General features: G+C 71.5%; 19 protein-coding genes. 11 read left to right on the top strand and 8 right to left on the bottom strand.

Annotated elements, in window-relative coordinates:
* The first annotated feature begins 188 nt into the window (after positions 1-188).
* Positions 189-1,052 carry a deoxyribonuclease I gene (locus tag D7W82_RS09945; RefSeq protein ID WP_120618111.1) on the top strand — a complete coding sequence of 288 codons (864 nt, stop codon included), beginning with the start codon at positions 189-191 and terminating at the stop codon, positions 1,050-1,052.
* Positions 1,052-2,758 (top strand): carboxypeptidase regulatory-like domain-containing protein, encoded by a 1,707-nt coding sequence (locus tag D7W82_RS09940; protein WP_147439283.1) that lies wholly within the window; start codon positions 1,052-1,054, stop codon positions 2,756-2,758. Before D7W82_RS09945 ends, D7W82_RS09940 begins: the two co-directional genes overlap by 1 nt.
* A 1-nt stretch (position 2,759) precedes the next feature.
* Here D7W82_RS09940 and D7W82_RS09935 read toward each other — a convergent pair whose 3' ends face one another.
* From D7W82_RS09935 to D7W82_RS09915, 5 genes are all read right to left on the bottom strand, one after another.
* Positions 2,760-3,299, bottom strand: a complete 540-nt coding sequence (locus tag D7W82_RS09935) for a MarR family transcriptional regulator (RefSeq protein WP_120618109.1) — start codon at positions 3,297-3,299, stop codon at positions 2,760-2,762.
* Positions 3,300-3,447: 148 nt separating this feature from the next.
* Positions 3,448-4,083 (bottom strand): EcsC family protein, encoded by a 636-nt coding sequence (locus D7W82_RS09930; RefSeq protein WP_120618108.1) that lies wholly within the window; start codon positions 4,081-4,083, stop codon positions 3,448-3,450.
* Positions 4,084-4,122: 39 nt separating this feature from the next.
* On the bottom strand, positions 4,123-4,563 hold the full coding sequence (locus tag D7W82_RS09925) for a hypothetical protein (protein WP_120598122.1): 441 nt from the start codon (positions 4,561-4,563) through the stop codon (positions 4,123-4,125).
* Between the two features lie 121 nt (positions 4,564-4,684).
* On the bottom strand, positions 4,685-5,077 hold the full coding sequence (panD, locus tag D7W82_RS09920; RefSeq protein ID WP_014400194.1) for an aspartate 1-decarboxylase: 393 nt from the start codon (positions 5,075-5,077) through the stop codon (positions 4,685-4,687).
* 101 nt (positions 5,078-5,178) lie between these two features.
* The gene (locus D7W82_RS09915; RefSeq protein WP_120618107.1) at positions 5,179-6,021 is read right to left on the bottom strand and encodes an LEA type 2 family protein; all 843 of its coding nucleotides are present in this window, start codon (positions 6,019-6,021) and stop codon (positions 5,179-5,181) included.
* Between the two features lie 131 nt (positions 6,022-6,152).
* Here D7W82_RS09915 and D7W82_RS09910 point away from each other — a divergent pair, with 131 nt between their 5' ends.
* The 5 genes from D7W82_RS09910 to D7W82_RS40480 all read left to right on the top strand — a co-directional run bounded on the left by D7W82_RS09910 (position 6,153) and on the right by D7W82_RS40480 (position 11,876).
* A complete protein-coding gene (locus D7W82_RS09910) occupies positions 6,153-7,640 on the top strand; it encodes an alpha/beta hydrolase (protein ID WP_120618106.1) in 1,488 nt (495 codons plus the stop codon).
* Positions 7,641-7,654: 14 nt separating this feature from the next.
* Positions 7,655-8,389 carry an ATP-binding cassette domain-containing protein gene (locus D7W82_RS09905; RefSeq protein WP_120578489.1) on the top strand — a complete coding sequence of 245 codons (735 nt, stop codon included), beginning with the start codon at positions 7,655-7,657 and terminating at the stop codon, positions 8,387-8,389.
* Positions 8,386-9,558, top strand: a complete 1,173-nt coding sequence (locus D7W82_RS09900) for an ABC transporter permease (RefSeq protein ID WP_120618105.1) — start codon at positions 8,386-8,388, stop codon at positions 9,556-9,558. The genes D7W82_RS09905 and D7W82_RS09900 overlap by 4 nt, the downstream gene beginning before the upstream one ends.
* 108 nt (positions 9,559-9,666) lie before the next feature.
* Positions 9,667-10,740, top strand: coding sequence for a DUF2804 domain-containing protein (locus D7W82_RS09895; RefSeq protein ID WP_120618104.1), 1,074 nt, complete (start codon positions 9,667-9,669; stop codon positions 10,738-10,740).
* Positions 10,741-10,886: 146 nt separating this feature from the next.
* Complete coding sequence (locus tag D7W82_RS40480; protein ID WP_158617626.1) at positions 10,887-11,876, top strand: hypothetical protein; 990 nt, start codon at positions 10,887-10,889, stop codon at positions 11,874-11,876.
* On the opposite strand, the gene D7W82_RS09885 is transcribed toward D7W82_RS40480, so the two are convergent.
* From D7W82_RS09885 to D7W82_RS09870, 3 genes are all read right to left on the bottom strand, one after another.
* Positions 11,868-13,220, bottom strand: coding sequence for a phosphoenolpyruvate kinase (locus D7W82_RS09885; protein ID WP_120618102.1), 1,353 nt, complete (start codon positions 13,218-13,220; stop codon positions 11,868-11,870). The two genes, D7W82_RS40480 and D7W82_RS09885, sit on opposite strands and share 9 nt — an antisense overlap.
* Positions 13,221-14,030: 810 nt before the next feature.
* Entirely contained in the window at positions 14,031-16,586 is a 2,556-nt protein-coding gene (locus D7W82_RS09875; RefSeq protein WP_120618100.1) for a M1 family metallopeptidase, read from the bottom strand.
* 12 nt (positions 16,587-16,598) lie between these two features.
* Complete coding sequence (locus D7W82_RS09870) at positions 16,599-16,868, bottom strand: hypothetical protein (RefSeq protein WP_120618099.1); 270 nt, start codon at positions 16,866-16,868, stop codon at positions 16,599-16,601.
* 137 nt (positions 16,869-17,005) lie between these two features.
* Here D7W82_RS09870 and D7W82_RS09865 point away from each other — a divergent pair, with 137 nt between their 5' ends.
* The 4 genes from D7W82_RS09865 (at position 17,006) to D7W82_RS09850 (ending at position 21,463) form a co-directional block, all read left to right on the top strand.
* Positions 17,006-18,112 carry a hypothetical protein gene (locus D7W82_RS09865; protein WP_120618098.1) on the top strand — a complete coding sequence of 369 codons (1,107 nt, stop codon included), beginning with the start codon at positions 17,006-17,008 and terminating at the stop codon, positions 18,110-18,112.
* Positions 18,113-18,243: 131 nt separating this feature from the next.
* Positions 18,244-18,954 (top strand): CHAP domain-containing protein, encoded by a 711-nt coding sequence (locus D7W82_RS09860; RefSeq protein WP_147439282.1) that lies wholly within the window; start codon positions 18,244-18,246, stop codon positions 18,952-18,954.
* 13 nt (positions 18,955-18,967) lie between these two features.
* The gene (locus D7W82_RS09855; protein ID WP_120618096.1) at positions 18,968-19,858 is read left to right on the top strand and encodes a biosynthetic peptidoglycan transglycosylase; all 891 of its coding nucleotides are present in this window, start codon (positions 18,968-18,970) and stop codon (positions 19,856-19,858) included.
* Positions 19,859-20,086: 228 nt separating this feature from the next.
* Entirely contained in the window at positions 20,087-21,463 is a 1,377-nt protein-coding gene (locus D7W82_RS09850; protein WP_199727718.1) for a bifunctional lysylphosphatidylglycerol flippase/synthetase MprF, read from the top strand.
* Positions 21,464-21,630 lie beyond the last annotated feature (167 nt).

Here is a 21,630-nt window from a genome sequence, read left to right as displayed (position 1 = left end):
AAGGCGGGGGCCCGCAATAGATGCCACCTGGAGTCATATGCAATCAAGTTACATTTATTGGGCGGTGGCCGGGGAGTGTCGTGCCGGGCGGGCTGTCACCTCGATTCCACGCAGGAGGGCTGTTCCTGGGGCGCGGTCATGCCGAAGATGGGGCGCTTTTTGTCCCGCAGGGCTGGAGGTGCCGTGAAATGAGAGGGTCGTCCTTCTTGTCGCGCGTCCTGGTGTTGACCGTGCTGGTGCTCCCCGCGTTGGCGCAGGCGGGCTCGTATCTCCGGGTGGTGAGCTGGAACCTCCGCCATGAGGGCTGGGCGGCCGAGCAGACCTACCTGGATGACGCGAAGCAGCTGTGGAGCCAGTTCGGTGCGAACAGCAACTCGAACAATGGCTGTGACCTGGTGTTCCTCCAGGAGGTGATGGACGCGTCCGCTGCGACGGCCATCGCGACGAACCTGACGCAGGTGTCCGGGGTGACGTGGAAGGCGGTGGTGACGCCGCTCATCGGCCGGTCGTCCTACAAGGAGCACTACGCGGTGCTGTACCGGACGGACACGGTGTCGCTCCTGTCCTCCACGGTGTGGACGGACACGGGGGACCTGTTCGAGCGCGAACCGCAGGTGGTGAAGGTGCGCCACGTGCCCACGGGCGCGGACTACACGTTCCTCAACTGGCACGCGGTGTGGGGCACGGCGACGGACCGCACGCTGGAGGCGCAGGCCATCGACGGCGTGTTCGCGTCCGTGCAGTCCGCCAGCACCACGGACCAGGACGTCATCCTCGTGGGCGACCACAACATGGCCTGCACCCACGCGTCCTGGAGCCAGCTGAAGGGCCTGTCGCCCGCGGTGACGTGCAAGCTGGACGTGGCCACCACGATGAACACGTCCGGGGGCTACGCCAACCCGTACGACCACTTCTGGATGCAGGACAGCTACGTGACGGAGTTCTCCAGCACCGGCCGCGACTACATCGCGAACCCGCTGGACTACGTCACCCGGCTGTCGGACCACGCGCCGGTGTGGCTGTCCCTGTACTCCAACAGCGACACGGACTGATGCGCTTGAAGCGGGTCCTGGGCGGGATGCTGGTGGCGGTGCTCGTGGGCGTGGGCTTGTGGATGCTGCTGCGTCCCGAGCCCGCGCCACCTCTGGCGCCGTCATCACCTCCCATGTCCGTGCGGGTCGAGGACGCCGGTGTGCCGGAGGTGGCTCCGCCGATGGAGGCCGCGGCGGACGCGGGCCTGTGGTTGACGGCGACGCTGGAGGGCTCGCGTCCGTTCGAGGGCGCGGCGCGCGTGGGCGCGGCGTTCATCACCGAAGGGGACGAGGGGTGGTGGGAGGAGGAGAAGCGGCGGAAGACGCTCAGCATCGTGGGGCCTTCGAGCCTGGAGGACCTGGCCAACGTGCGCGAGTGGATGAAGGCGCCGGCCACCGCTTCGTCGCAGGGCGGTGTGGTGGGGCCTGTCGCCGTGCCGCCCGCGCCGCGCTACCAGGTGGTCGCGTTCGAACCGGACGGGACCTTCTGGTGGGCGGACTTCGCGCCGGGCGCGTTGCCGGAGACGGGCACGTTGGACGCGGGCGTGCTGCGAGCGAACCGGCCCACGGGCGTGAGCATCCGGCTGGACGGTGCGCGGAACCTGGAGGGGACGTTCTCCGTGCGCATCGAACGCGACGTGGATCCGCGAGATGCCGAGCGGGCCAGCGCCCTTCAGCCCGTGCTGGCGCTGGTGAATCCGGACCTGGGATGGGCGCTCGTGAATGGCTCGCCGGTGCCGCTGCGCCCGGACGCGGACACGCGCCTGGCGCCGCTGCCTCCGGACCGCGCGGTGAGGCTGTGGTTGCGCGCGCCCTCGGGACGGGAGGGGGGCCCGGTCGAGGTGCGCCTGCGTGAAGGCACCGTGACCCCGGTGACGCTGGACGTGGCGCGGCTGTTCCCCGAAGGCGTGGGCCGCTCCGTCACCCTGCGTGGACGGGTCCTGCTGGGGAACACGTCCCGGCCCGGTGGGCGGATGGTGAGCTGGCAAGGTGGAGAGGAGCCGGTGGACAGGGAGGGACACTTCACGCTTCCCGACGTGCCGGGCTGGAGGCCGACGCGCTTCAACGTCTATCGGGGAAGGAAGGAGGGAGGCCGTCCGGAGGCGCCTTCAATGTGGGACTTCGACTTCACGCCGACGGAGGAGATGCAGGGCGTGGTGGACGTCGAGTGGCGCGTGCCGTTGTACCGGTGGTTGGTCGTTCGGATGGATGGCTTCACGCGGGCGCAGCTGAACGAGCGCGCGGTGCCGCCCTATCCGGTGTACCTGCTGGAGCGCCGCGACGCGCAGGGCCTGTGGAGCGCGGTGCCTTCGCGGGAGTTCGTTCCGGAGGAGGACGGCATGGCGGTGTCCCTGTTGGAGCCCGGGACCTACCGCGTCCAGGTCGCGTCAGCGCCCTATGCCTCACGGCCCAGCAGCGTGGCGCAGCTGGGCGCGGACGACACGAGCGTGGACGTGCGGCTGTCTCCAGCGCCTCCCGGCGGCCCCACCTGTGAGGTTCACGTCACCCATCAAGGACGTCCCGTGGCGGGCGCCCTGGTGATGGTGGGCGGGCAGTACCGCTCGATGCCGCCCATGCGCGGAGAGACGGACAGCGCGGGGCACTGGCGGTTGGGTGCCGTGACCTCGGATGCGCTGCCGATGTTCGTGCAGGGCGCTGGGAACGAATGGGAGGGCGACGGCGCGGAGGCGTGCCGCCGCTCGGGCGTCGTGGAGGTGCGGCTGTAGTTCAGGCGGCCGACGCCCTTAGAAGCTCGTCGGGGACGCTGGCCAGCTCGGCGTTCTCCTCGGCGACTTCCTCCGCGGTGCGGGCCTGGACGGTCAGGGCCTGCACCCACAGCTCCAGGACATCCATCAGCGCGCTGCGCGTCTCTCCCTGGAGCGGGGCCAGCCGCCGCGCCATGCGCTCCTGCACCTGCGCATCCAGCTGATCCGCGAGCGCGCGGCCCGCGTCGGTGAGGCGCACGCGCACGCGCCGGCGATCATTCCGCACCGAGCGCTCCCGCCTCACGAGGCCGCCATCCTCCAGCCGGTCCACCAGGCGGCTCAGGCGCGGCATGGCGAGTCCCCCCAGGCGCGCGGCGAGCACGCCCACGGGCAGCAGGCTCTCCGAGCGCAGCCACCAGAGCGCCTGGAGCTCCCGAGGCTCCCAGTGGGGATGGCTCAGGGCGTCCAGGGGACTCTCCAGCGCGCCGCAGCGGGCCGCGTCCACGAGGAGATTCCGCCACCGCGCGACCTGCACGCGCACCTCCGCCGAGAGCTCCGTCATGCACCCCTCCCTGCCGTGAGCAAGCGCCGCGTCCGGCCTCGCGTGCGACGCCTCCGGCATCCCGCGGCCTCAGGGGCCGCGAAGACATCAACGGAAATACGTGACGGACATATCGAACTGGTTACTGACCGGATTTTCTCGGGGCGCTCTACTCCGCGCCCGCCGCCTTGCGCCGCGCGGTCCGCGCCTTCGCGTGCGCCTTGTCGAAGCCTTCGTAGAAGCGCACGGCCTGCTCACCCACCATCTGGATGTGCTGGTTGTTGAGGTACGCGGTGATGGGCGCGGCGACCAGCGGCATCGCGCGGCCCAGCGTCGTCATGCCGCCCTTCGCGAGCAGCAGCGCCGCCAGCTTCCCCAGCACCTTCGGCCCGGAGCGGTGCAGCGGCCCCAGCCCGTTGGCGTAGCCGAACAGGTCCAGCAGCTCTCCGCGCGCCCGGTCCGTCTTGAGGTTCGCCTTGTAGAGCGTGGCCACGTCCGTGAGCAGCACGAGCTGCAGGTACGCCATGAACGTCAGGTCCGCCGGCAGCGAGATGAGCCCGAACACGCCGCTCACGCCGCCCACCATGCCCGCGAGGCTCTTCTTCTCATCCACCAGCCGCTGCGCCAGCTCCTTGGTGGTCGCGGTCGGGTAGCGCTTCTCCAGCGCCGCCACGCGCACGCGCGCCCGGCCAATCTCCCCCTGGATGAGGTCCGACAGGCGCAGCGACCCCAGCTTCTTCAGCTCCGCGGGGGTCAGCTTCTTCATGAAGCCCAGCCGCTCCGTCACGCTGTCGTAGAAGGCCATGTCCTCCTCCTTGGCCGCGATGCGCGCGGCCGGTCGTCTCTAGTAACCCCGCTCCGCCAGGTACAGGTCCACCAACGCGCCCTCTTCGTACCAGCCGTGTCGCATCTCGGACTTGAACCACCGTGAATCCGGACGCGCCGAGCGCACCTCCAGCTTCACCCGGTTGGGCCCCGTGTCGATGACCGCCGCGCGCGCCTTGCACGCCGCGCCCGGCTCCTCGCCGAAGCCGCCCTCCAGGCACACCTCGTCCCCCACCGACAGGCGCCGGGCGTACTCCTGGGCCAGGTAGAGGGCGTCGTCACAGCCGCCGCGCACGGAGGACTTCCCCAGCGCCGCGCAGCGGTCCTGGGCGGGCGCGCGGATGACGGGCACGTTGGAGATGAACGCGTCCTCCTCGTTGGGGTCGCGCTGATACGGGCCCACCTGCTTGCACCCCGCCACCGCCACCAGGACCGTCAGGCCCGCCCACGTCCACTTCATCGCGTCATCGCCTCCGGGACGCGCGTCGCCGCGCCCCCCGCGCCTGCTGTTGAAGGGCGGGAAGCATGGCAGACAGGGCCAGGTGCGGCAAAAGGTGCCGGACGGACCTGCGCGGGCGTCTCTACGCGATACGGCGCGCGGGCCCGGGGATTTCCTCGGTGACGCCGGGCACCGCCCGGTTCTTTCCGTCCACGAAGACGACCGTGGGCTTCCAGTTGGCGGCCTCCGCCTCCTCCACTTCCGCGAAGGTGGCCAGGATGACCAGGTCGCCGGGCTGGTTCAGGTGCGCGGCGGCGCCGTTGATGCAGATGACCCCGCTGCCGGACTCGCCCTCCAGGGCGTACGTCTCCAGCCGGGTGCCGCGCGTGACGTTCCACACCGCGACCTTCTCGAAGGGGAGGATGTCCGCCGCCTTGAGCAGGTCCTTGTCGATGGTCACCGAACCCTCGTAGTCGAGGTCGGCCTGGGTCACCGTCGCGCGGTGGATCTTGGACTTGAAGAGGATGCGGCGCATGGGGGGCCCTCGGGAAGCGGCGCAACCGTAACGGCTCCCCTGCCCGGGGACAACATCCCCGGTGTCCCATGCACCGCCTGCTTCCCTGCACGCCCTGCTGTTTACTTCGTGAAATTCACCATCTGGCTGAGGTTCAGGGGCACGGACTGCGCGTCCGACGTCAGGTTGCCCGTCAGGCTCACCTGCGCGTTGCCGCCCGAGCGCAGCGCCATGGCCGCGGAGGCGGCGCTCGCGAAGTTGATGGTGAGCGGCAGCGTCACCTGCTTCGTCCCGCTGCCATCCAGCATGCCCAGGTTGCCCGTGGACAGGTTGCCCACGTTGGCGCCCGCCACCTTGAGCGCGCCGGTGATGCCCGCCACCGGCAGGGGGAAGGCGTTGCGGTTGGTGATGGCCAGGGGGAACTCCACAGTGGCCCCGCTCAAGGTGACGTTGGTGATGCGCGGGGCCTGGAACTGCACCTGGGGAATCTTGGGGACGGGGAACGTGCCCTCCTTCTCCAGGGGGAACTTCAGCACGCCCAGCGGCGTCTGGATGCCCAGCGTCCCCTGTGCCCTGAAGGCCGCCGCGTCCTTGTTCAGGAACGTGGTCACCACCGGCGCGACGTCCGCGAACTTCACGTTGGCGGGGAAGACAATCTGGCTCTTGCCGTTCGACTTGAGGTTCAAGCCCTCCTTCGGCTTGCCGGCCACCAGCTGCTTGCCCTCCACGAAGAAGGCGTAGTCCACCGACGCCAGCTTCAGGCCCAGGCTGTTGGGGTTGTCCAGCTCGTACACCAGGTCCACCGTGGCGTCGGACAGGGAGGCGTTCGCCAGCCGGGCCGTCTTGAACTTCAGCGTGGGCTTCTTGAAGGCCCCGTTGAGCAGGCTCTGCAGCGCTGCGCAGCCGGAGAGGGTGGTGAGCGACAGGGCGAAGAGGACCAGGAACGCGCGTTTCTTCATGGGCATGGGCGTAGCAGAGGACGCCCCGCGTTCGCGCGGATTCAATCGCCGCGCGTGTCGGGGCTTCGACGGGTGCACCTTCGGCACTCCAATGGTATGCGCCAGGGGGACTCCCCCGTGCTGGAGGTTGGCCCGCCGTGACAGGTGGCATCTTGTCTCACCCCCTCGCCGCGCTGGCGGTGCTGGCGGCGCTGTCACTCACCGGCTGCTCCCGGTCCTCCAACGCGGAGACGGCCTCCGCGCGGCGGATGGACCTGAAGCCGTGCCGGCTGGACGGGGTGGCCGCGCAGACCCTCTGCGGCACGCTGGAGGTCTTCGAGGACCGGGCGGCGGCGAAGGGGCGCAAGCTTCCCCTGCGCGTGGTGGTGGTGCCCGCGCTCGCGTCGCAGCCGAAGGAGGACCCGCTGTTCTTCCTCGCGGGGGGCCCCGGCCAGGCGGCGTCCCGCACGCGCATCCTGCCCGCGCTGGATCGCATCCGGCGTCAGCGCGACATCGTGTTCGTGGACCAGCGCGGCACGGGGGACTCGCACCCGCTGGACTGCGACGCGTTGAACCCCTCGCGCACGTCGCTGGCGGAGCGCTTCGAGGACCGCGAGGACGCGGACGTGATTCCCCAGTGCCGCAAGGGCTGGGACGCGGACGAGCGGCTCTACACCACGTCCATCGCCATGGACGACCTGGACGACGTGCGCGCGGCGCTGGGCTACCGGCAGGTGAACCTGTGGGGCATCTCCTACGGGACGCGCGCGGCGCTGGTGTACATGCGCCAGCACCCGGACCGCGTGCGCACCGCCATCCTGGATGGCGTGGCCCCCATGGGGCAGTACCTGCCGCTGTACGCCGCGCGCGACGGCCAGCGCGCCCTGGACCTGCTGCTGGACGCCTGCGCGAAGGACGGCGTCTGCGCGAAGGCGTATCCGGACCTGCGCGCCCGCACGGAAGCGCTGCTCGCGAAGCTGGAGGCCACCCCCGCGAAGGTGCACCTGGCGCACCCGCGCACGGGCGTGCCGGAGGACTTCACGCTCACCCGGCGCGTGTTCCTGTCGGAGCTGTTCTCGCTGCTCTACAGCCCGGACGTCGCGTCGCTGGTGCCGCTGATGCTGGACCGCGCCGCGAAGGATGACTGGACGCCCTTCGTCGCGCTGTCGCTGGGGCTCACCGACGAGGTGGCGCGCACCACCAGCCGGGGCATGTTCCTGGCGGTGGTGTGCGCGGAGGACGCGCCCTTCTTCACGGAGGAGGACGCCGAGCGTGAGGCGAAGGGCACCTGGTTCGGCCCGCGCATGGCGCTGGACATCAAGCGCGCGTGCGCGAAGTGGCCCCAGGCGAACGTGCCCCCAAGCTTCCGCGAGCCCGTGAAGTCGGACATCCCCACCCTGCTGCTGTCCGGCGAATTGGACCCCGTGACGCCGCCGCCCTGGGGCGAGGAGGCGAAGCGGACGCTCACGCGCAGCCTGCACGTGGTGGTGCCGGGGCTGGGGCACAACACGGTGGGCGCGGACTGCGCGCGCACGCTGATGGCGGACGTGCTCACGCGCGGCGGCGTGGAGGGCCTGACGCCCGACTGCGGCGCGGGCCTCAAGCGGCCGCCCTTCTTCACCTCCTTCGCCGGCCCTGTCCCGTAGGACTCCAAGCGCCCATGATTGAAGCCAGGAACCTGCACAAGCGCTTCGGCTCCGTGACGGCCGTGCATGACGTGACCTTCACCGCGGAGGACGGCGTCATCACGGGCCTGCTGGGCCCCAACGGCGCGGGCAAGACGACCACGATGCGCATGCTCTACACGCTGGTGCGCCCGGACGGCGGCACCGCCACCGTGGACGGCGTGGACGTGGCGAAGCAGCCGGAGGTGGCCCGGCGCGCGCTGGGCGTGCTGCCGGACGCGCGCGGCCTCTACCCGCGCCTCACCGCGCGCGAGCACGCGCGGTACTTCGGCGAGCTGCACGGCCTGTCCGGCGCCGCGCTGGACGCGCGCGTGGAGGAGCTGGTGGAGCTCTTGGACATGAAGGACATCGCGGACCGGCGCACGGAGGGCTTCAGCCAGGGCGAGCGCGTGAAGGTGGCGCTGGCGCGCGCGCTGGTGCACGGGCCCCGCAACGTGCTCCTGGACGAGCCCACCAACGGCCTGGACGTGATGGCCACGCGCTCCGTGCGCACGCTGTTGCGCAAGCTGAAGGCGCAGGGCTGCTGCGTGGTGTTCTCCAGCCACGTGATGCAGGAGGTGGCCGCGCTGTGTGACCGCATCGTGGTGGTGGCGCGAGGGCGGGTGGTGGCGGACGGTACGGCGGATGCGCTGCGCGCGAGCACCGGCAAGGACAGCCTGGAGGAAGCCTTCGTGAGCGTGATTGGCAGCGAGCAGGGGTTGCGCGAATGAAGGGCCTCGTCGGGACGGTGCTGCGCAAGGAGGTGCTGGACCACCTGCGGGACAAGCGCACGCTGGGCACCGCGGTGATGTGGCCGCTCTTGGGCCCGCTGGTGTTCCTGGTGATGTTCAACGTGATGGCCTCCTGGTACCGGCAGGACCGGCCGCTGGAGATGCCGGTGGTGGGCCGCGAGCACGCGCCCAGCCTGATGGCCTTCCTGGAGCGCTACGGCGCGAAGCTGTCGGAGGCGCCGCGGGACTACGAGGCGCTGGTGCAGGCCGGGAAGCTGGACCTGGTGCTGGTGGTGCCGGACGGCTACTCGAAGGACTTCGCGGACGGGCACACCGCCGCGGTGCGGCTGGTGGTGGACAGCTCGCGCAACAAGGCCCGTCAGGCCGTGCAGCGCGCGCAGCGGATGCTGGCGGTGTACTCGCAGCAGACCGGCAGTCAGCGCCTGTTCGCGCGCGGCGTGTCGCCGGAGCTGGCGGTGCCCGTGCGCGTGGACGAACTGGACCTGTCCACCCCCGAGCGCACCGCGGCGACGGTGCTCACCACCATCCCGCTGTTCCTGGTGATGGCGGCGTTCGCGGGCGGCATGCAGCTGGCCAGCGACACCATGGCGGGCGAGCGCGAGCGCGGCTCGCTGGAGCCCCTGCTGCTCAACCCGGCCCCTCGCGGCGCGGTGGTGGCGGGCAAGTGGCTGGCCACCTGCGCCATGGCGGGCACGGGCGTGCTCTTGTGTCTGGTGGGGTACTTCCTGGTGGTGAAGCGCGTGCCGCTGGAGGACCTGGGCGTGCGCGCCCGCTTCGACACGCCGGCCGCGCTGGGCATGCTGGCCGCGGTGCTGCCGCTGGTGCTGGCCGCGTCCGCCGTGCAGATGTGGGTGTCCACCTATGCACGTTCGTTCAAGGAGGCGCAGACGTACCTGTCGCTCCTGATGGTGCTGCCCACGCTGCCCGGGATGATGCTGGCCCTGTCCCCCATCCAGACGCAGACGTGGATGTTCGCGGTGCCGGTGCTGGGGCAGGAGCTGCTCGCGGGCGAGGTGATGCGCGGCGAGACGCTGGGGCCGGTGCCCTTCGTGCTCGCGTTCGTGTCCTGCGTGGTGGTGTCGCTGGTGGCGCTGCGCTTCACCACGCGTCTGTTGACCCAGGAGCGCATCATCTTCGGCAGGAGCTAGCGGGCAGGCACGCGCGGCTCGCGGCCCGGGCCCCGAGTGTTTTCGGGGCACAACTTGGCCAGTGTGTTCACGTGACAGGGGCGGCGAAGTGCCGTCCAATGTTTCGCGATGACGCTTGAGCGTGAACGAGAAGCCCTGCTGCCCTTCGCCCCGGACTCGGTGGCCTCCACGGCAGGGGAACCGCGGTTCGGCACGTACCAGGGAGAGCTGCCGGAGGTGGACCTGCCCCGGCTGTTGGGCAAGTGGGCGCCGGGGCGCGCGACGCGGCTGCTCAAGCGCAAGCGCTGGCACTACACCTTCGTCGCCACGCAGGAGGTGGCGGCCCTCTTCGCGGTGGTGGACCTGGGCTACACGGCCAACGCCTTCGCGGTGGCGGTGGACCTGCAAGAGAAGAAGCCGCTCTGTGACGTGAGCTTCCTGGGCGTGCCCGGGCCGCTCGCGGAGGTGAGCGACAAGCCGGGCGCGGGGCTCGTGGCGGCCTTCCGCACGCTGGGCGGGCGCATGTCCGTGAAGCGCGGCGAGTCCGACGAGCGCTACCAGGTGGAGGTGGACGTCAGCCGCATGCGCACGCAGTCGCTCCAGACGTTCCAGTGGAACGGCGACCTGCTGGTCGCGGGCGGCCCGCCGGCCCTCACCGTCATCGCGCCGGTGCAGGGCGACGGGCTGGTCAACGTCACCCAGAAGCGCAGCGGCCTGTTGGCCTTCGGGAGCCTGGAGGCGGGGGGCCGGCGCTTCCGGCTGGACGGCGGCGTGGGCGGCATGGACTACACGCAGGGCTACCTGGCGCGGCACACCGCCTGGCGCTGGGCCTTCGCGGCCGGGCGGCTGCCGGACGGCACGCCCGTGGGCCTCAACCTGGTGGAGGGCTTCAACGAGGGCGCCACCGAGGCCAACGAGAACGCCGTCTGGCTGGGCGACCGGCTCTTCCCGGTGGGCCGCGCGCGCTTCGAGTACGACGCGAAGGAGCTCCTGGACCCGTGGCGCCTGACGACGGCGGACGGCGCGGTGGACCTGCGCTTCAAGCCCATCTACGTGCACCGCGAGGAGCGCAACCTGCGGCTGGTGGTGAGCCACTTCGCCCAGCCCGTGGGCTTCTTCGAGGGCACCCTGCGCGTGGGCGGCCAGGAGCTGAAGCTGTCCAACGTCCCTGGCGTCACCGAGGACCAGGACATGCTCTGGTAACAGCCGGGCGTGCGGGCGGGAGCGCGGTGTAGGCTTTCGCGCCCCTGTTTCATCTGAGGAGGACTCGCGCCATGTCCTGCCCGCACTGTGGTCAGCCGCTCCCTGAAGGCCACGCGTCGCGGACGTGTCCCCACTGTGGCGGGGACGTGAACGCGCCCGGGTCGCCGGTGATGAACGAGGTGGCGGACCAGGCGCGGCGCGCGGCGGACTCGGCGGGCCGCGCGGTGCAGGACGTGCTGGACGACCCGAGGCTGCGCGAGCGGCTGCCCGGGGGCTCGCTGCCGCTGCTCGGGGCCGGACTGGTGGCGGCGGCGGCGGTGGTGCCGGTGCTGCCCTTCGTTGGCGGCGGGCTGGGGCTGCCCTGGGCGGTGTTGATGCTGGTGGGCGCCGGCATGCTGGGCGCGCGCGAGTGGGTGGCCGCGGGCCGGAAGCTGCCGGACGCGCTGGTGCCGGCGGTGAAGTGGGCCGCGCATCCGGCGTTCCTGCCGATGTTCACCGCGCTCACGGTGACGCAGGCGTTCCTGTCGCTGGGGCTGGGCGTGGCGCCCCTGTTGTGGGTGCTGGCGGCGGTGGTGCTGGGCTTCGTGCAGTGGCGGGCGTTCCAGGCGTCGCCGCTGGCGGAGCCGTCGCTCACGCGGAGGCCGGCGGACGTGCGGCTGAAGCGGTGGGTGTTCGCGGGCGTGGCGGCGTGCGCGGTGGGGCTGCTCCTGCCGTGGAGCTCGGCGTGGTCGCTGGTGCCCACGGCCCACCTGCAGCGTGAGCGCACCATCACCATCGACGACAACTTCGCCTGGGACATCGAGGACCAGCACACGTGGAAGTTCAACACGCTGGTGCTCCCGGCGGGGCAGGGCGCGGGGACGGGGCGCGGCCGGCTGGGCGCGACGGGCGTGGTGCTGGGGCTGCTGGCGCTGGGCGTGCTGGGGTCGGTGCGGCGCGCGCGGGAGGCGCTGCCCTCGGCGGTGCCCGCGGTGCTCGCGGGGCTCATCACCGTCTGGGGGCTGACGGGCCTGTCGTCGAAGCCGGGGCCGTGGCTGTTCCTCCTGGGCATCCTCGCGGTGGACGTGGCCGTCGCGCGCGAGTGGCTGGGGCCCCGGAGCGCGGTGCCCCCCACGGAGCCGCCCGCGTCAGCGTGACGCGCGGCCCTGCACGATGGCGCGGAAGGAGCGGCTCCTCAGCTCCTCCAGCGTGAGGCCGGTGGCGCGGGCCTCCTCTTCCGTGAGGGCGCCGCTGGCCAGGCCCCGCAGGAAGAAGTTGAGCAGGCCCTGGCCGGTGGCGGCGTCGTCGAACACGTCGCCCAGCAGGGTGGCCTGGGCGGCCTTGTCCACGAAGGCCTTGAGGCGCTGGGACGCCGGCTCCAGGCCCTCCAGGAAGAAGGCGTAGACGGCGGCGTAGCGCACGGGGAGCTGGGCGGGGTGCAGGTCCCAGCCCTGGTAGTAGCCGCGCTCCAGCGAGTGGCGCGTGTGCCGGTACGCCACCTGCCACGCGCGGTGCACGGCGTCGGTGTTCTCGCGCCGTTGCGTGGGGAGCAGCGGGGTGTCGCCCTGCTTGCGGTGGGGGCCCACGGGCATGACGTTGGTGGCGCCGTCGGACAGGTGCACGCCGCTGCCTGCGAGGAGCACCTGCACGATGTCTCGCAGGGAGTCACAGGCGGGGTGGAGCATGTGCTGCATGTGCGCGCTGACATCCAGGGCGGCGGTGTAGTCGTAGACGCCCAGGTGCACGTGGGAGCAGCGGCCCTCGCCCGCCTCCACGAGCGAGCGCAGGTGCGGCCTGCCGCGCGCGTCGAAGAGGGCCTGGGGCGTCTCCACCATCAGCTCCAGGGTGAGCGCGCCTGGGGGCAGGTTGTGGGCGGACTCCAGCTCCGACAGCAGCGTCGCCAGGGCGGTCACCTGTTCGGGCACGGTGACCTTGGGCAGGGTGACGACGAAGGACGGAGGCAACCTGCCACCGGATTGCTCTAGCAGCGCGGTGACGAAGAGGTCCAGGGTGCGCGAGGCGCGGGCGTAGAGCTCCTCCGTGAAGGACTTCACGCGGATGCCGATGAACGGCGGGAGCGAGCCCAGTTCCAGGCCGCGAGCCACCTCCGTGGCGGCGGCGACGGCGTGGGCGTCCTCTTCGGCATCGGGGCGGTGGCCGTAGCCGTCCTCGAAGTCGATGCGGAAGTCCTCCACGGGCTCACGCTGGAGCTTGTCCACGACGCGGTCATGGACGCGCTGGGCGAAGCCGCCGCGCTGGGGCAGGCCCAGCCCGTGGGCGAGCTGGGAGCCATCGGCGGCGTAGTCGCGCAGCGCCGCGAGCGCCAGGTCCCCCATCTTCCGCGCGGTGCCAGCGCGGAAGAGGTGGGCGCCGCCGTACACGGTGTGCACGGGCTGGCGCCGGGAGGACTCGCCCGGGTAGGCGTGGGTGAACGCCACGTTGGCGCGGCGCAGGGCTTCACGGGAGGCGGCGGAGGCTTCGGGCGTGAGCGTGGTCTTCATGGGTTCCCAGGGCCGCCATCGGGAGGAAGGCTCTGCTCCATTGGAGGCGCTGACATCATGGCGTGAGTGCCGCCGTCCGGGACATGGGAGAAACGAGGAGGCGGGCCCCCCGGCTGGAGGCCCGGAGGTGGAGGCGTACCGGGGGCGGCATCCTCGCCCGCATCGTCCGGGGAGGACCCACTGTTTGGAACCTGCTCCGGCTCTCCATCGATGAGGCGCCGCAGGAGCCGGCCGTCGTCACTGAAGGCGTATCGCGCTCCGGAGTGCAGGGCGGGAACCTGCCGCCCACAGGCGGCGGGGTCCTCTTCGATCCGGATGAAGATGACCCCTGACTCACGGAGGATCCTGTAGCGATGTGACTCGGGCCGGTCCCAGCACGGCGTTGACGGCGTCGGGGGCGGAAGGAAGTCCGCGACCGCCAGGGAGAGCGCGCGCAGAACGGAACCGTCCAACGCATACGTTCTTCCAGGGCCCCCCACGGCCTCCCCAGGGCTGGCGAAGAAGGAGGGAAAGACGAGCGAAGGCTCGGACTCAGCCAGCGCGGGTCGATGGGGCTTCATGCAACCACCGAGCATCAATCCGGACACGATGAAGAGCGTGGGCGTGCGCATGATGGGCAGGCTGCCAGCAACGCATCGGAATAGGTCGGATAGGGGCCGTGGCGGGGAGGGGACCCGCGATGCTTTCCAGGCGCTCACCGGGAGGCGGTTGAGCGACGCCCGGCGGAGGCCTGGAGGCGGAGCCCCCGAGCCCCCAGGCCATGCAGAACAGAAGTGACCTCCACATCGTCCCTCCCGGCGGGCCCTCACCTCACGGCCGGCGCTTCAGCCACGCGGCCACCTCCGGGGCCACGCGCTCGCGCAGGGCCACGTCCTGCGTCAGCCGCTCCAGGGTCTGCGCCGTGGCCTGCTGGGCCTCTGGAATGGGGTTCGCCTGGAGCAGGGCCTTCATCTGCTCCAGCTGCTCGCGCGTGCGCAGGAGGCCCAGGCCTTCCACCACGCGGCGCAGCAGCATGGGCGCCGCGCCCGTGCGCGCCACCAGGTCCTTCCAGTTCTTCTGCAAATGCGCCCACCACGCATCGCGCCCGGTGCGGTTGCCCAACAGGCCCGTCGCGAAGCTCGCCACGTCCTGCGTCTTCACCGTCTCCGTGAACAGCAGGCCCTGGGCGCGCTCCGCCAGCGTCGCGTCCTCGAAGGCTGTGAGCGCCATCAGGTAGCGCCGCTGCGTCGCCGGGTCCGGCTCCTTGGGCATCCGCTGCGACAAATCATCGAACAGCGCCGAGTCGCCCGCGCGCGCCACCATGCCCACCGCCGTGTCCAGCAGGTTCGCGTCCAGCGCGGACTTGTCCCCCTGGAGCATCCGCTGCACCAGCGGACGCGCCTCCGCCAGCACCTGCGGACTGCGCGCCAGGCCACCCACCGCGCGCACCAGCGCCGCGCGGCGCAGCCGCACCCGGTCCGGCTCTCCCTGCGCCGCCTGCCAGCCCAGCTTCTTCAGGCCGCCGCCCAACAGCTGCTCCACCCATCGGCGGAAGCGCTCCTGGTCCTCGCCCTCCGTCAGCCGGTTCTCGATGTACCCGAGCCGCCCGACGAGCTCGTCCAGCACCGCCTCGTCCTCCTCGTCCTTGAAGCGCGCCGCCAGGTCCAGCAGGTCCGCCACCGGCGCCTGCGCCGCGCGCACCAGCGCGAACATGTCCGCCAGCAGCGAGATGCGCTCCGACGGCGCCAGCGTCCCCAGGTTCGCCGCCAGCGCGTCCAGCGCTGGCTTCTCGTACGCCACCCGGTAGAAGCCCGTGGAGCCGCCGTTGGCGCACAGCCACTTCACGTCGCCCGAGCCGCCCTCCAGCGTCACCGTCGTCTCCGCGTCGCGGAAGAGCACGCGCTGCTCCCGCACGCCGCCCGCGTCCTCGAAGCGCAGCACCATGGGCACCGGCCACGTCTCCGGGCTCCTCGCCTCCGGCTCCGAATAGTAGCGACGCTGCGACAGCGTCACCTTCCGCCCCTCCACCTTCACCGACACCAGCGGGAAGCCGCTCTGGCCAATCCACTTCGTCGCCAGCTCGTTCACCGGCTGCTTCGCCGCTTCACCCAGCGCGTTCCACAGGTCTTCCTTCACCGCGTTCGCGCGCGCGTGCTTGCGCATGTACAGCCGGATGCCTTCGCGGAAGGGTCCCTCTCCCAGGAACCCTTCAATCATCCGCAGCACCGCGCCGCCCTTCTCGTACGTAATCGCGTCGAAGCTCTCACCGGCCTCGCCCGCGTTGCGCACCTCCCCGTGGATGGGGTGCGTGGACTTGAGCGCGTCCAGCGCCAGCGCGCTCGCCCGGTGCGCGTCGAAGTCCAGCCACATGCGCCAGTCCGGCCGCCACTGGTCGACAATCTTGAAAGCCATCCACGTCGCGAACGCCTCGTTGAGCCAGAGGTCGTCCCACCACACCATCGTCACCCAGTTGCCGAACCACTGGTGCGCCAGCTCGTGCGTCACCACCTCCGCCACGCGCTTCTGCACGGACAAGGGCGCGGTGGCAGGGTCCAACAGCAGCGCCACCTCCCGGTAGGTGATGAGGCCGGCGTTCTCCATCGCGCCCGCCTCGAAGTCCGGGATGCCCACCTGGTCCACCTTGCCAAAGGCATACGGCAACCCGAAGTAGTCCTGTAGCCGGGGGAGCACTTGCAGCGCCGCGTCCTGGCCGAACTTCGCCAGGTGCGCCTTCTCCGGCAGCGCCCACGTGCGCACCGGGATGCCTTGCGCCTTCTCCTCCGGCGTGCCCACCAGCGGGCCCACCACCAGCGCGATGAGGTACGAGCTGAGCAGCTCCGTCTCCTCGAACGTCACCTTGCGCAGGGCCCCGTCCTTCTCGTCCTTCACCACGCGGCCGTTGCCCAGCACCGTGTGGCCCTCCGGCACGCGCACCGTGAGCGCCCAGCGCGCCTTGAAGGCCGGCTCGTCGAAGCAGGGGAACAGCCGCCGGGCGTCCGCGGCCTCGAACTGCGTCGCGGCCACCTGGCCCGCCGCGTACAGGCCGCGCAGGCCGTCGCTGAAGTGCCCCGTCCAGAGCACGTCCAGCGTGGCGCTGCCCGCGGGCAGGGGCGCATCGAACGTGAGCACCACCGTCTCGCTCACCGGGGCCACGCGCTTGGACGCGGGCTTGCGCACGTCGTTGCCGGTGCGGAGCGTGACCTCGCCCAGCTCCAGGGCGTTGGCGTGGAGGATGATCTCCGTGGTGGGCTGGGACAGCTCCAGCTCCACGCGCTGCTCACCCGTGAAGGTGCGCCCCTCCAGGTCCAGGGTCACCGTCGCCTGGTAGCGGCGCGGCCGGAGGGTGGTGGGCAGGCGGAAGTTCTTGTCGTCGGTGGGATGCGCCATAGGGGCGGCAATCTAGCGCCGGCCGCGCCTTGTGCTCGTGCTCCATTTCCCAGTGTCCGCCGCTTCACGGCGCTCCGACCCCGCTGGCGGGGGCACCCGCTGCCCGAAGAGGCTCGACTCGCGCTGGAAGAAGCCCTCCGTGTGGAGCAGGGCCTCACGCACCGCCTCCACCCCGGGCCGCGGCGTCGCGGACGTCCGCAGGGGCACCTCCGTGACGGCGTCGCTCCGCCGGGAGATGCGCTGCTCGGCGGGCGACAGGCGCTGGTCGTAGGCGAAACGCACCAGGGTTCAGTCCAATCCCTGAGGTCCTGTCGCGCCGTACATCCACCTCCACCGGGCGACACCTCCGTTGGCCGGCGGGCAGGAAGGTGCCTCGGTGAATGGCTTTGGAGCGGGGGCCTCGCACAGACTGCCGGGCCATGGGCTCTCGTCTCGTCCACGTCCTCCTCGTCTCCGTGGTCACCGTGCTGGGCCTGCTCGTCCCGTGGACGCAGGTGGAGGACTGGGCCCGCCTGCTGGAGACATTGCTGGGCTCGGCGGCCATCTGGCGGCTGTCCGCGGTGGAGCAGGGCGTGGTGCACCGGCTCGCGGAGCTGGCGGTCTTCGCGGTCGCGGGGGCGGTGCTGGGGAACGCGCAATCGTTCGCGCTGCGCCGCGCGGGGCTCCAGGTGCCTGGCTGGGCGGGGCACACGGCGATGGCGGTGGCGGTGGGGCTGGTGGGTTCGCAGGCCCTGGCCGTGGCGCTGGGGCTTTCGCCCGGGACGGCGTTCATCGGGATGGGGTTGGCGGTGGGTCTCACGCAGGGGTGGCTCCTGCGCCGTGAGGTGCATGGCGCCGCCGTGTGGGTGGCGGCGTGCGCGGTGGGCTACGGCATGGCCGGGCCGGCGGCGGACTGGAAGGACCACGCCTGGAGGGCGGCGGTGGACGTGGGCGCGACCTGGCGCCTGTCCTCCATTGTCATCACGGCGCAGGCCATGACGTGGGGGGCGCTCGCGCTGTGCACGGCCATTGGCGGTGCGTTCATCCTGTCGAGCCTGCGCACGCAGGTATTGCCCGCGCCCGGTTCGCGGATGCCCGGCGCCGTGGGGCAGTTCGCGGTGCTGGGGCTGGCGCTGCCGCTGATGGTCTCGCTGGAGGCCCGGGAGATGCGCCCGCCGCCCACGGAGTTCCCGGCCCCCAACCCTCCCAGACTGATTCAGCCCAGGCCCGCGCGGACCTGGGGAACCGAACGGCCTGACGCGCTCGTTGACGTCTTCAGCCCCGGTTGCGTGAGCAAGGGCTGCGGGCCGGCGCAGACCTTGGGTGGAGAGCCGCCGCCTCCGTCCACGCGGGTCATCACCGGCCCCGAGCCCCGTCCGGCGCCCGTCCTCCATGACGAGCACCTGCGCACGCTGTTCCGCGAGGAACGGAAGCGGACGCCAGCGCCCGGTCGCCGGTGGAACAACCCCGCGTCGGGTGACGCGCAGCTCCCCGCGGGCGCGGCCGGACGTGGCGAGCCGGCCGGCTCGAACCCCGTCGTGCCCTGAGGGATTCAGGGCGCGCGGTTGCCGTGGGTGGGAACTTCCTTGCCCAGCTCGTGCCGAAGGGTGAGCGCGCTTCGTCGTGAGGTGGACATGCGCAACGCCGCGGAGGCCGGGCACGGCGGTTGCTCTGCCGCGTGCGCATGGGACGAGGCGTGTGGGTGGGCGCGTTGGTGAGCGCGCTGGTGTGGGGCGGGGCGGCTCAGGCATCGAACAAGGCCACGGCGACGAAGAAGGCCCGGCCGGAAGTCCAGCTGGCGGACCGGGCGCTGTGGCGGGCGAGGTCCTGGGTGGGGATGACGACGCTGGCGAAGATGAGCTCGGCGGTGAGCGATGACTGTTCGGGCATGACGCGGCTGGCGTTCCAGCAGCGGCGGTTGGACCTGCTGCCCGACGACGTGCTGCCGGAGGAGAACGGCGTCACGGCCATCCACCGCAAGGCGCGCGCGCTGGGGATGCTCACGGAGACGCCGAGGCCGGGCGCGCTGGTGTTCTTCAAGAACACGTTCGACCGCAACCGCGACGGCCTCATCAACGACGGCCTCACGCACATTGGCATCGTGGAGCGGGTGGGGGCGGACGGCACGGTGACGTTCGTGCACAAGTCCGGCGGGCTGGTGAAGCGCTCGCGCTTCAACCTCGCGCAGCCGGAGGCGCGCAAGGACGCGAAGGGGCACGTCCTCAACGACTGGCTGCGCCGCAAGGGGAAGAAGACGCGCGGCTACCTGGCGGGGGAGCTGGTGGCGGGCTTCGCGTCCGTGGACGAGCGCTGGCGCTCGCCCGAGCCGCCGCGTCTGGCGTCCGCGAAGCTCACCGTGAAGGGTGACGCCCGGACGGCACGGCGCTAGACACGGCCGGCAGATGTCCACCGTCGAAGGTCCATCCGAGTCCCCGAGCCCCGAACCCGCCGGGTCCATCCCGCCGGCACCGCCGGAGGTGCAGCCCGCGCCGCCGCGAAGGAGGCGGTGGGCGCGCTGGGTGGCAGTGGGCCTGTTGGTGCTGGGCGTGGGGACCGCGGCGCTCACGTTCGCCGGGCTGCCGGACGCGGACTCCCTGGCGAAGGAGAACCCGAAGACGACGGCGCTCATCGAGCAGCGGGCGGCCGAGGCGCGCGAGGCCGGGCGCAAGCCGCGCCGGAGGCAGCAGTGGGTGCCGTTGTCCGCGGTGTCCAAGCCCGCGGTGGACGCGGTGCTCATCTCCGAGGACGCGAGCTTCTACCTGCACGACGGCGTGGACACGGTGGAGCTGGCGCGCGCGGTGGGGCAGGCGGTGGAGAAGGGGGAGCTGGGGCGGGGCGCATCCACGCTCACGCAGCAGCTGGCGAAGAACCTCTGGCTGTCCACCGACCGCAGCCTGGTGCGCAAGCTGAAGGAGCTGGTGCTGGCGCACCGGTTGGAAGAAGCGCTGACGAAGCAGCGCATCCTGACGCTGTACCTCAACGTGGTGGAGTGGGGGAACGGCGTGTATGGGATTGAGGCGGGGGCGCGGGAGCACTTCGGCGTGTCCGCGTCCCAGCTCTCCGTGGCGCAGGGCGCGGTGCTCGCCGCGATGCTGCCGTCCCCGCGCAAGCGCTCGCCGTCCAGCGGTTCCCGAGCGCTGTGGAAGCACGCGCACCACGTGGTGGACGCGCTGAAGCTCTACAAGCGCATCAGCGCGGCGCAGGCGGAAGAAGCGCACGCGGAGGTGGACCGGCTGCTCGGACGCGCTCCCGCGGATGGTGGAGGGGACGACGCGGAGGACGACGGTTCCTGAGCGGTACTGCAAGCCGGGCCCCTCCATGGGAGGGCCGCCCCATGGGGGCCCGGCTCCGGCCCTGATATCCCCGTCAAGGACGTCCCCCTGTAGTGCGTGGGAGCGGCCGGATTGGATCTCCCGACCGCGCACCTCCTCACGGCCCGTCCCTCCAGGAGGTGCCCTGGCTCCTCGGGCGGCTTTGGCTGGCGGGGTTGCCCGGTGGGACGTAGTTTGAACCCAAACACCATGGCCGACCCCCACCAGGACCCCGCAGGCGACCCGCGCGAACGGGTGCTGGCGCTGCTCAAGCAGCACGGCTGGAACGCGACGTCCTTCCAGGTGCTGCAGCCGGGCTTCGAGTACTGGTTCGCGCCGGAAGGGGACGGGTGCATCGCCTACGTGGACACGGGCGGCGCGTGGGTGGCGGGAGGTGGCCCCATCGCCGCGCATGAGCGCGTGCACGACGTGGTGGAGGCCTTCCATCAGGCGGCCCGGAGCGCGGGCAAGCGCGTGAGCTTCTTCGCCACGGAGTCGCGCTTCTCCCGGCTCGTCCCGTTCGAGGAGCTGCCCATCGGCGAGCAGCCGGTGTGGGACCCGACGAAATGGGAGGCGGTGGTGAAGGGCAGCCGCAGCCTGCGCGAACAGCTCCGCCGCGCGCGCTCCCACGGCGTGCGCGTGCGCGAGGTGCCCGCGGAGGTGATGGAGACGGAAGGCCACCCGCTGCGAGCGGCGGTGGAGGTGCTGGCCGAGCACTGGCTCGCGTCGCGCCGCATGGCGACGATGGGCTTCCTGGTGGGGCTGGCCCCCGGAGCCTTCGCCCGCGAGCGCCGCGCCTTCGTGGCGGAGGTGGAGGGCCGCGTGGTGGGCTTCCTGTCGGTGACGCCCGTGTACGCGCGCGACGGCTGGTTCCTCCAGGACCTGCTGCGCGAACCCACCGCGCCCAACGGCACGGCGGAGACGCTGGTGGACGCCGCGATGCGCGCCGCCGCGCTGAACGGGCGCAGGTACGTGACGCTGGGCCTGGCGCCGCTCGCGGGGCCCGTGCGGCCGTGGCTGCGGTTCGCGCGCAGCGCCGGGCGCCCGCTGTTCGACTTCGAGGGCCTGCGCTCCTTCAAGGCGAAGTTCCGCCCTGACGCGTGGGTGACGCTCTATCTGTCCCACCCGAAGGACGAACCCGCGCCGTGGGCCATCTACGACGCGCTCCGGGCCTTCGCGCGGGGGAGCCTGGTGAAGTTCGGGCTCGTCACGCTGCTGCGCCGGCCGCGACTCTTCGTGCGTGCGCTGACGGCGCTGCTGGTGCCGTGGACGGTGCTGCTCGCGCTGCCCATGAGCGCGCACTGGTTCCCGTCGCCATGGGTGCAGCACGGCTGGGTGGTGTTCGACGTGGGGCTCATCGTGGGACTGCTGCTGCTCCTGCGCCGCTGGCGAGACGGCCTGGCCACGCTGCTGGGGCGGCTCACCACCGCGGATGCCTGTCTGACCTTGGTGCAGGCGCTCGCCTTCAACGCCGCCCGGGCGCGAGGGCCCTGGGACTGGAGCATCATCGTCGCGTCGGTGCTCGCTCCGGCGACGGCGTCCGCCATGCTGCTGCGCTCACGCGACCTGCGCGTCCCCGAGCCTTGATGTCCCTCCAACGACTGAGCCATAGCTCCTTTTGTTGTCGCGATGGTGACAGTTGCAGAAAACCAAATACGCACAGGAGTCTCTCTGTGGCCTTCGTCTGTCGACGTTGAAATTACGTTCTAGAGATAAGCAATAGCTCTGTGTTTGTATTCTTTTCTAGCGATAGT

Origin of the sequence: Corallococcus sp. CA049B, from assembly GCF_003611685.1 — a bacterium.
In the GTDB taxonomy this organism is placed as follows: Bacteria; Myxococcota; Myxococcia; order Myxococcales; family Myxococcaceae; genus Corallococcus; species Corallococcus coralloides.
This window is presented reverse-complemented; position numbering and strand designations above follow the sequence as displayed.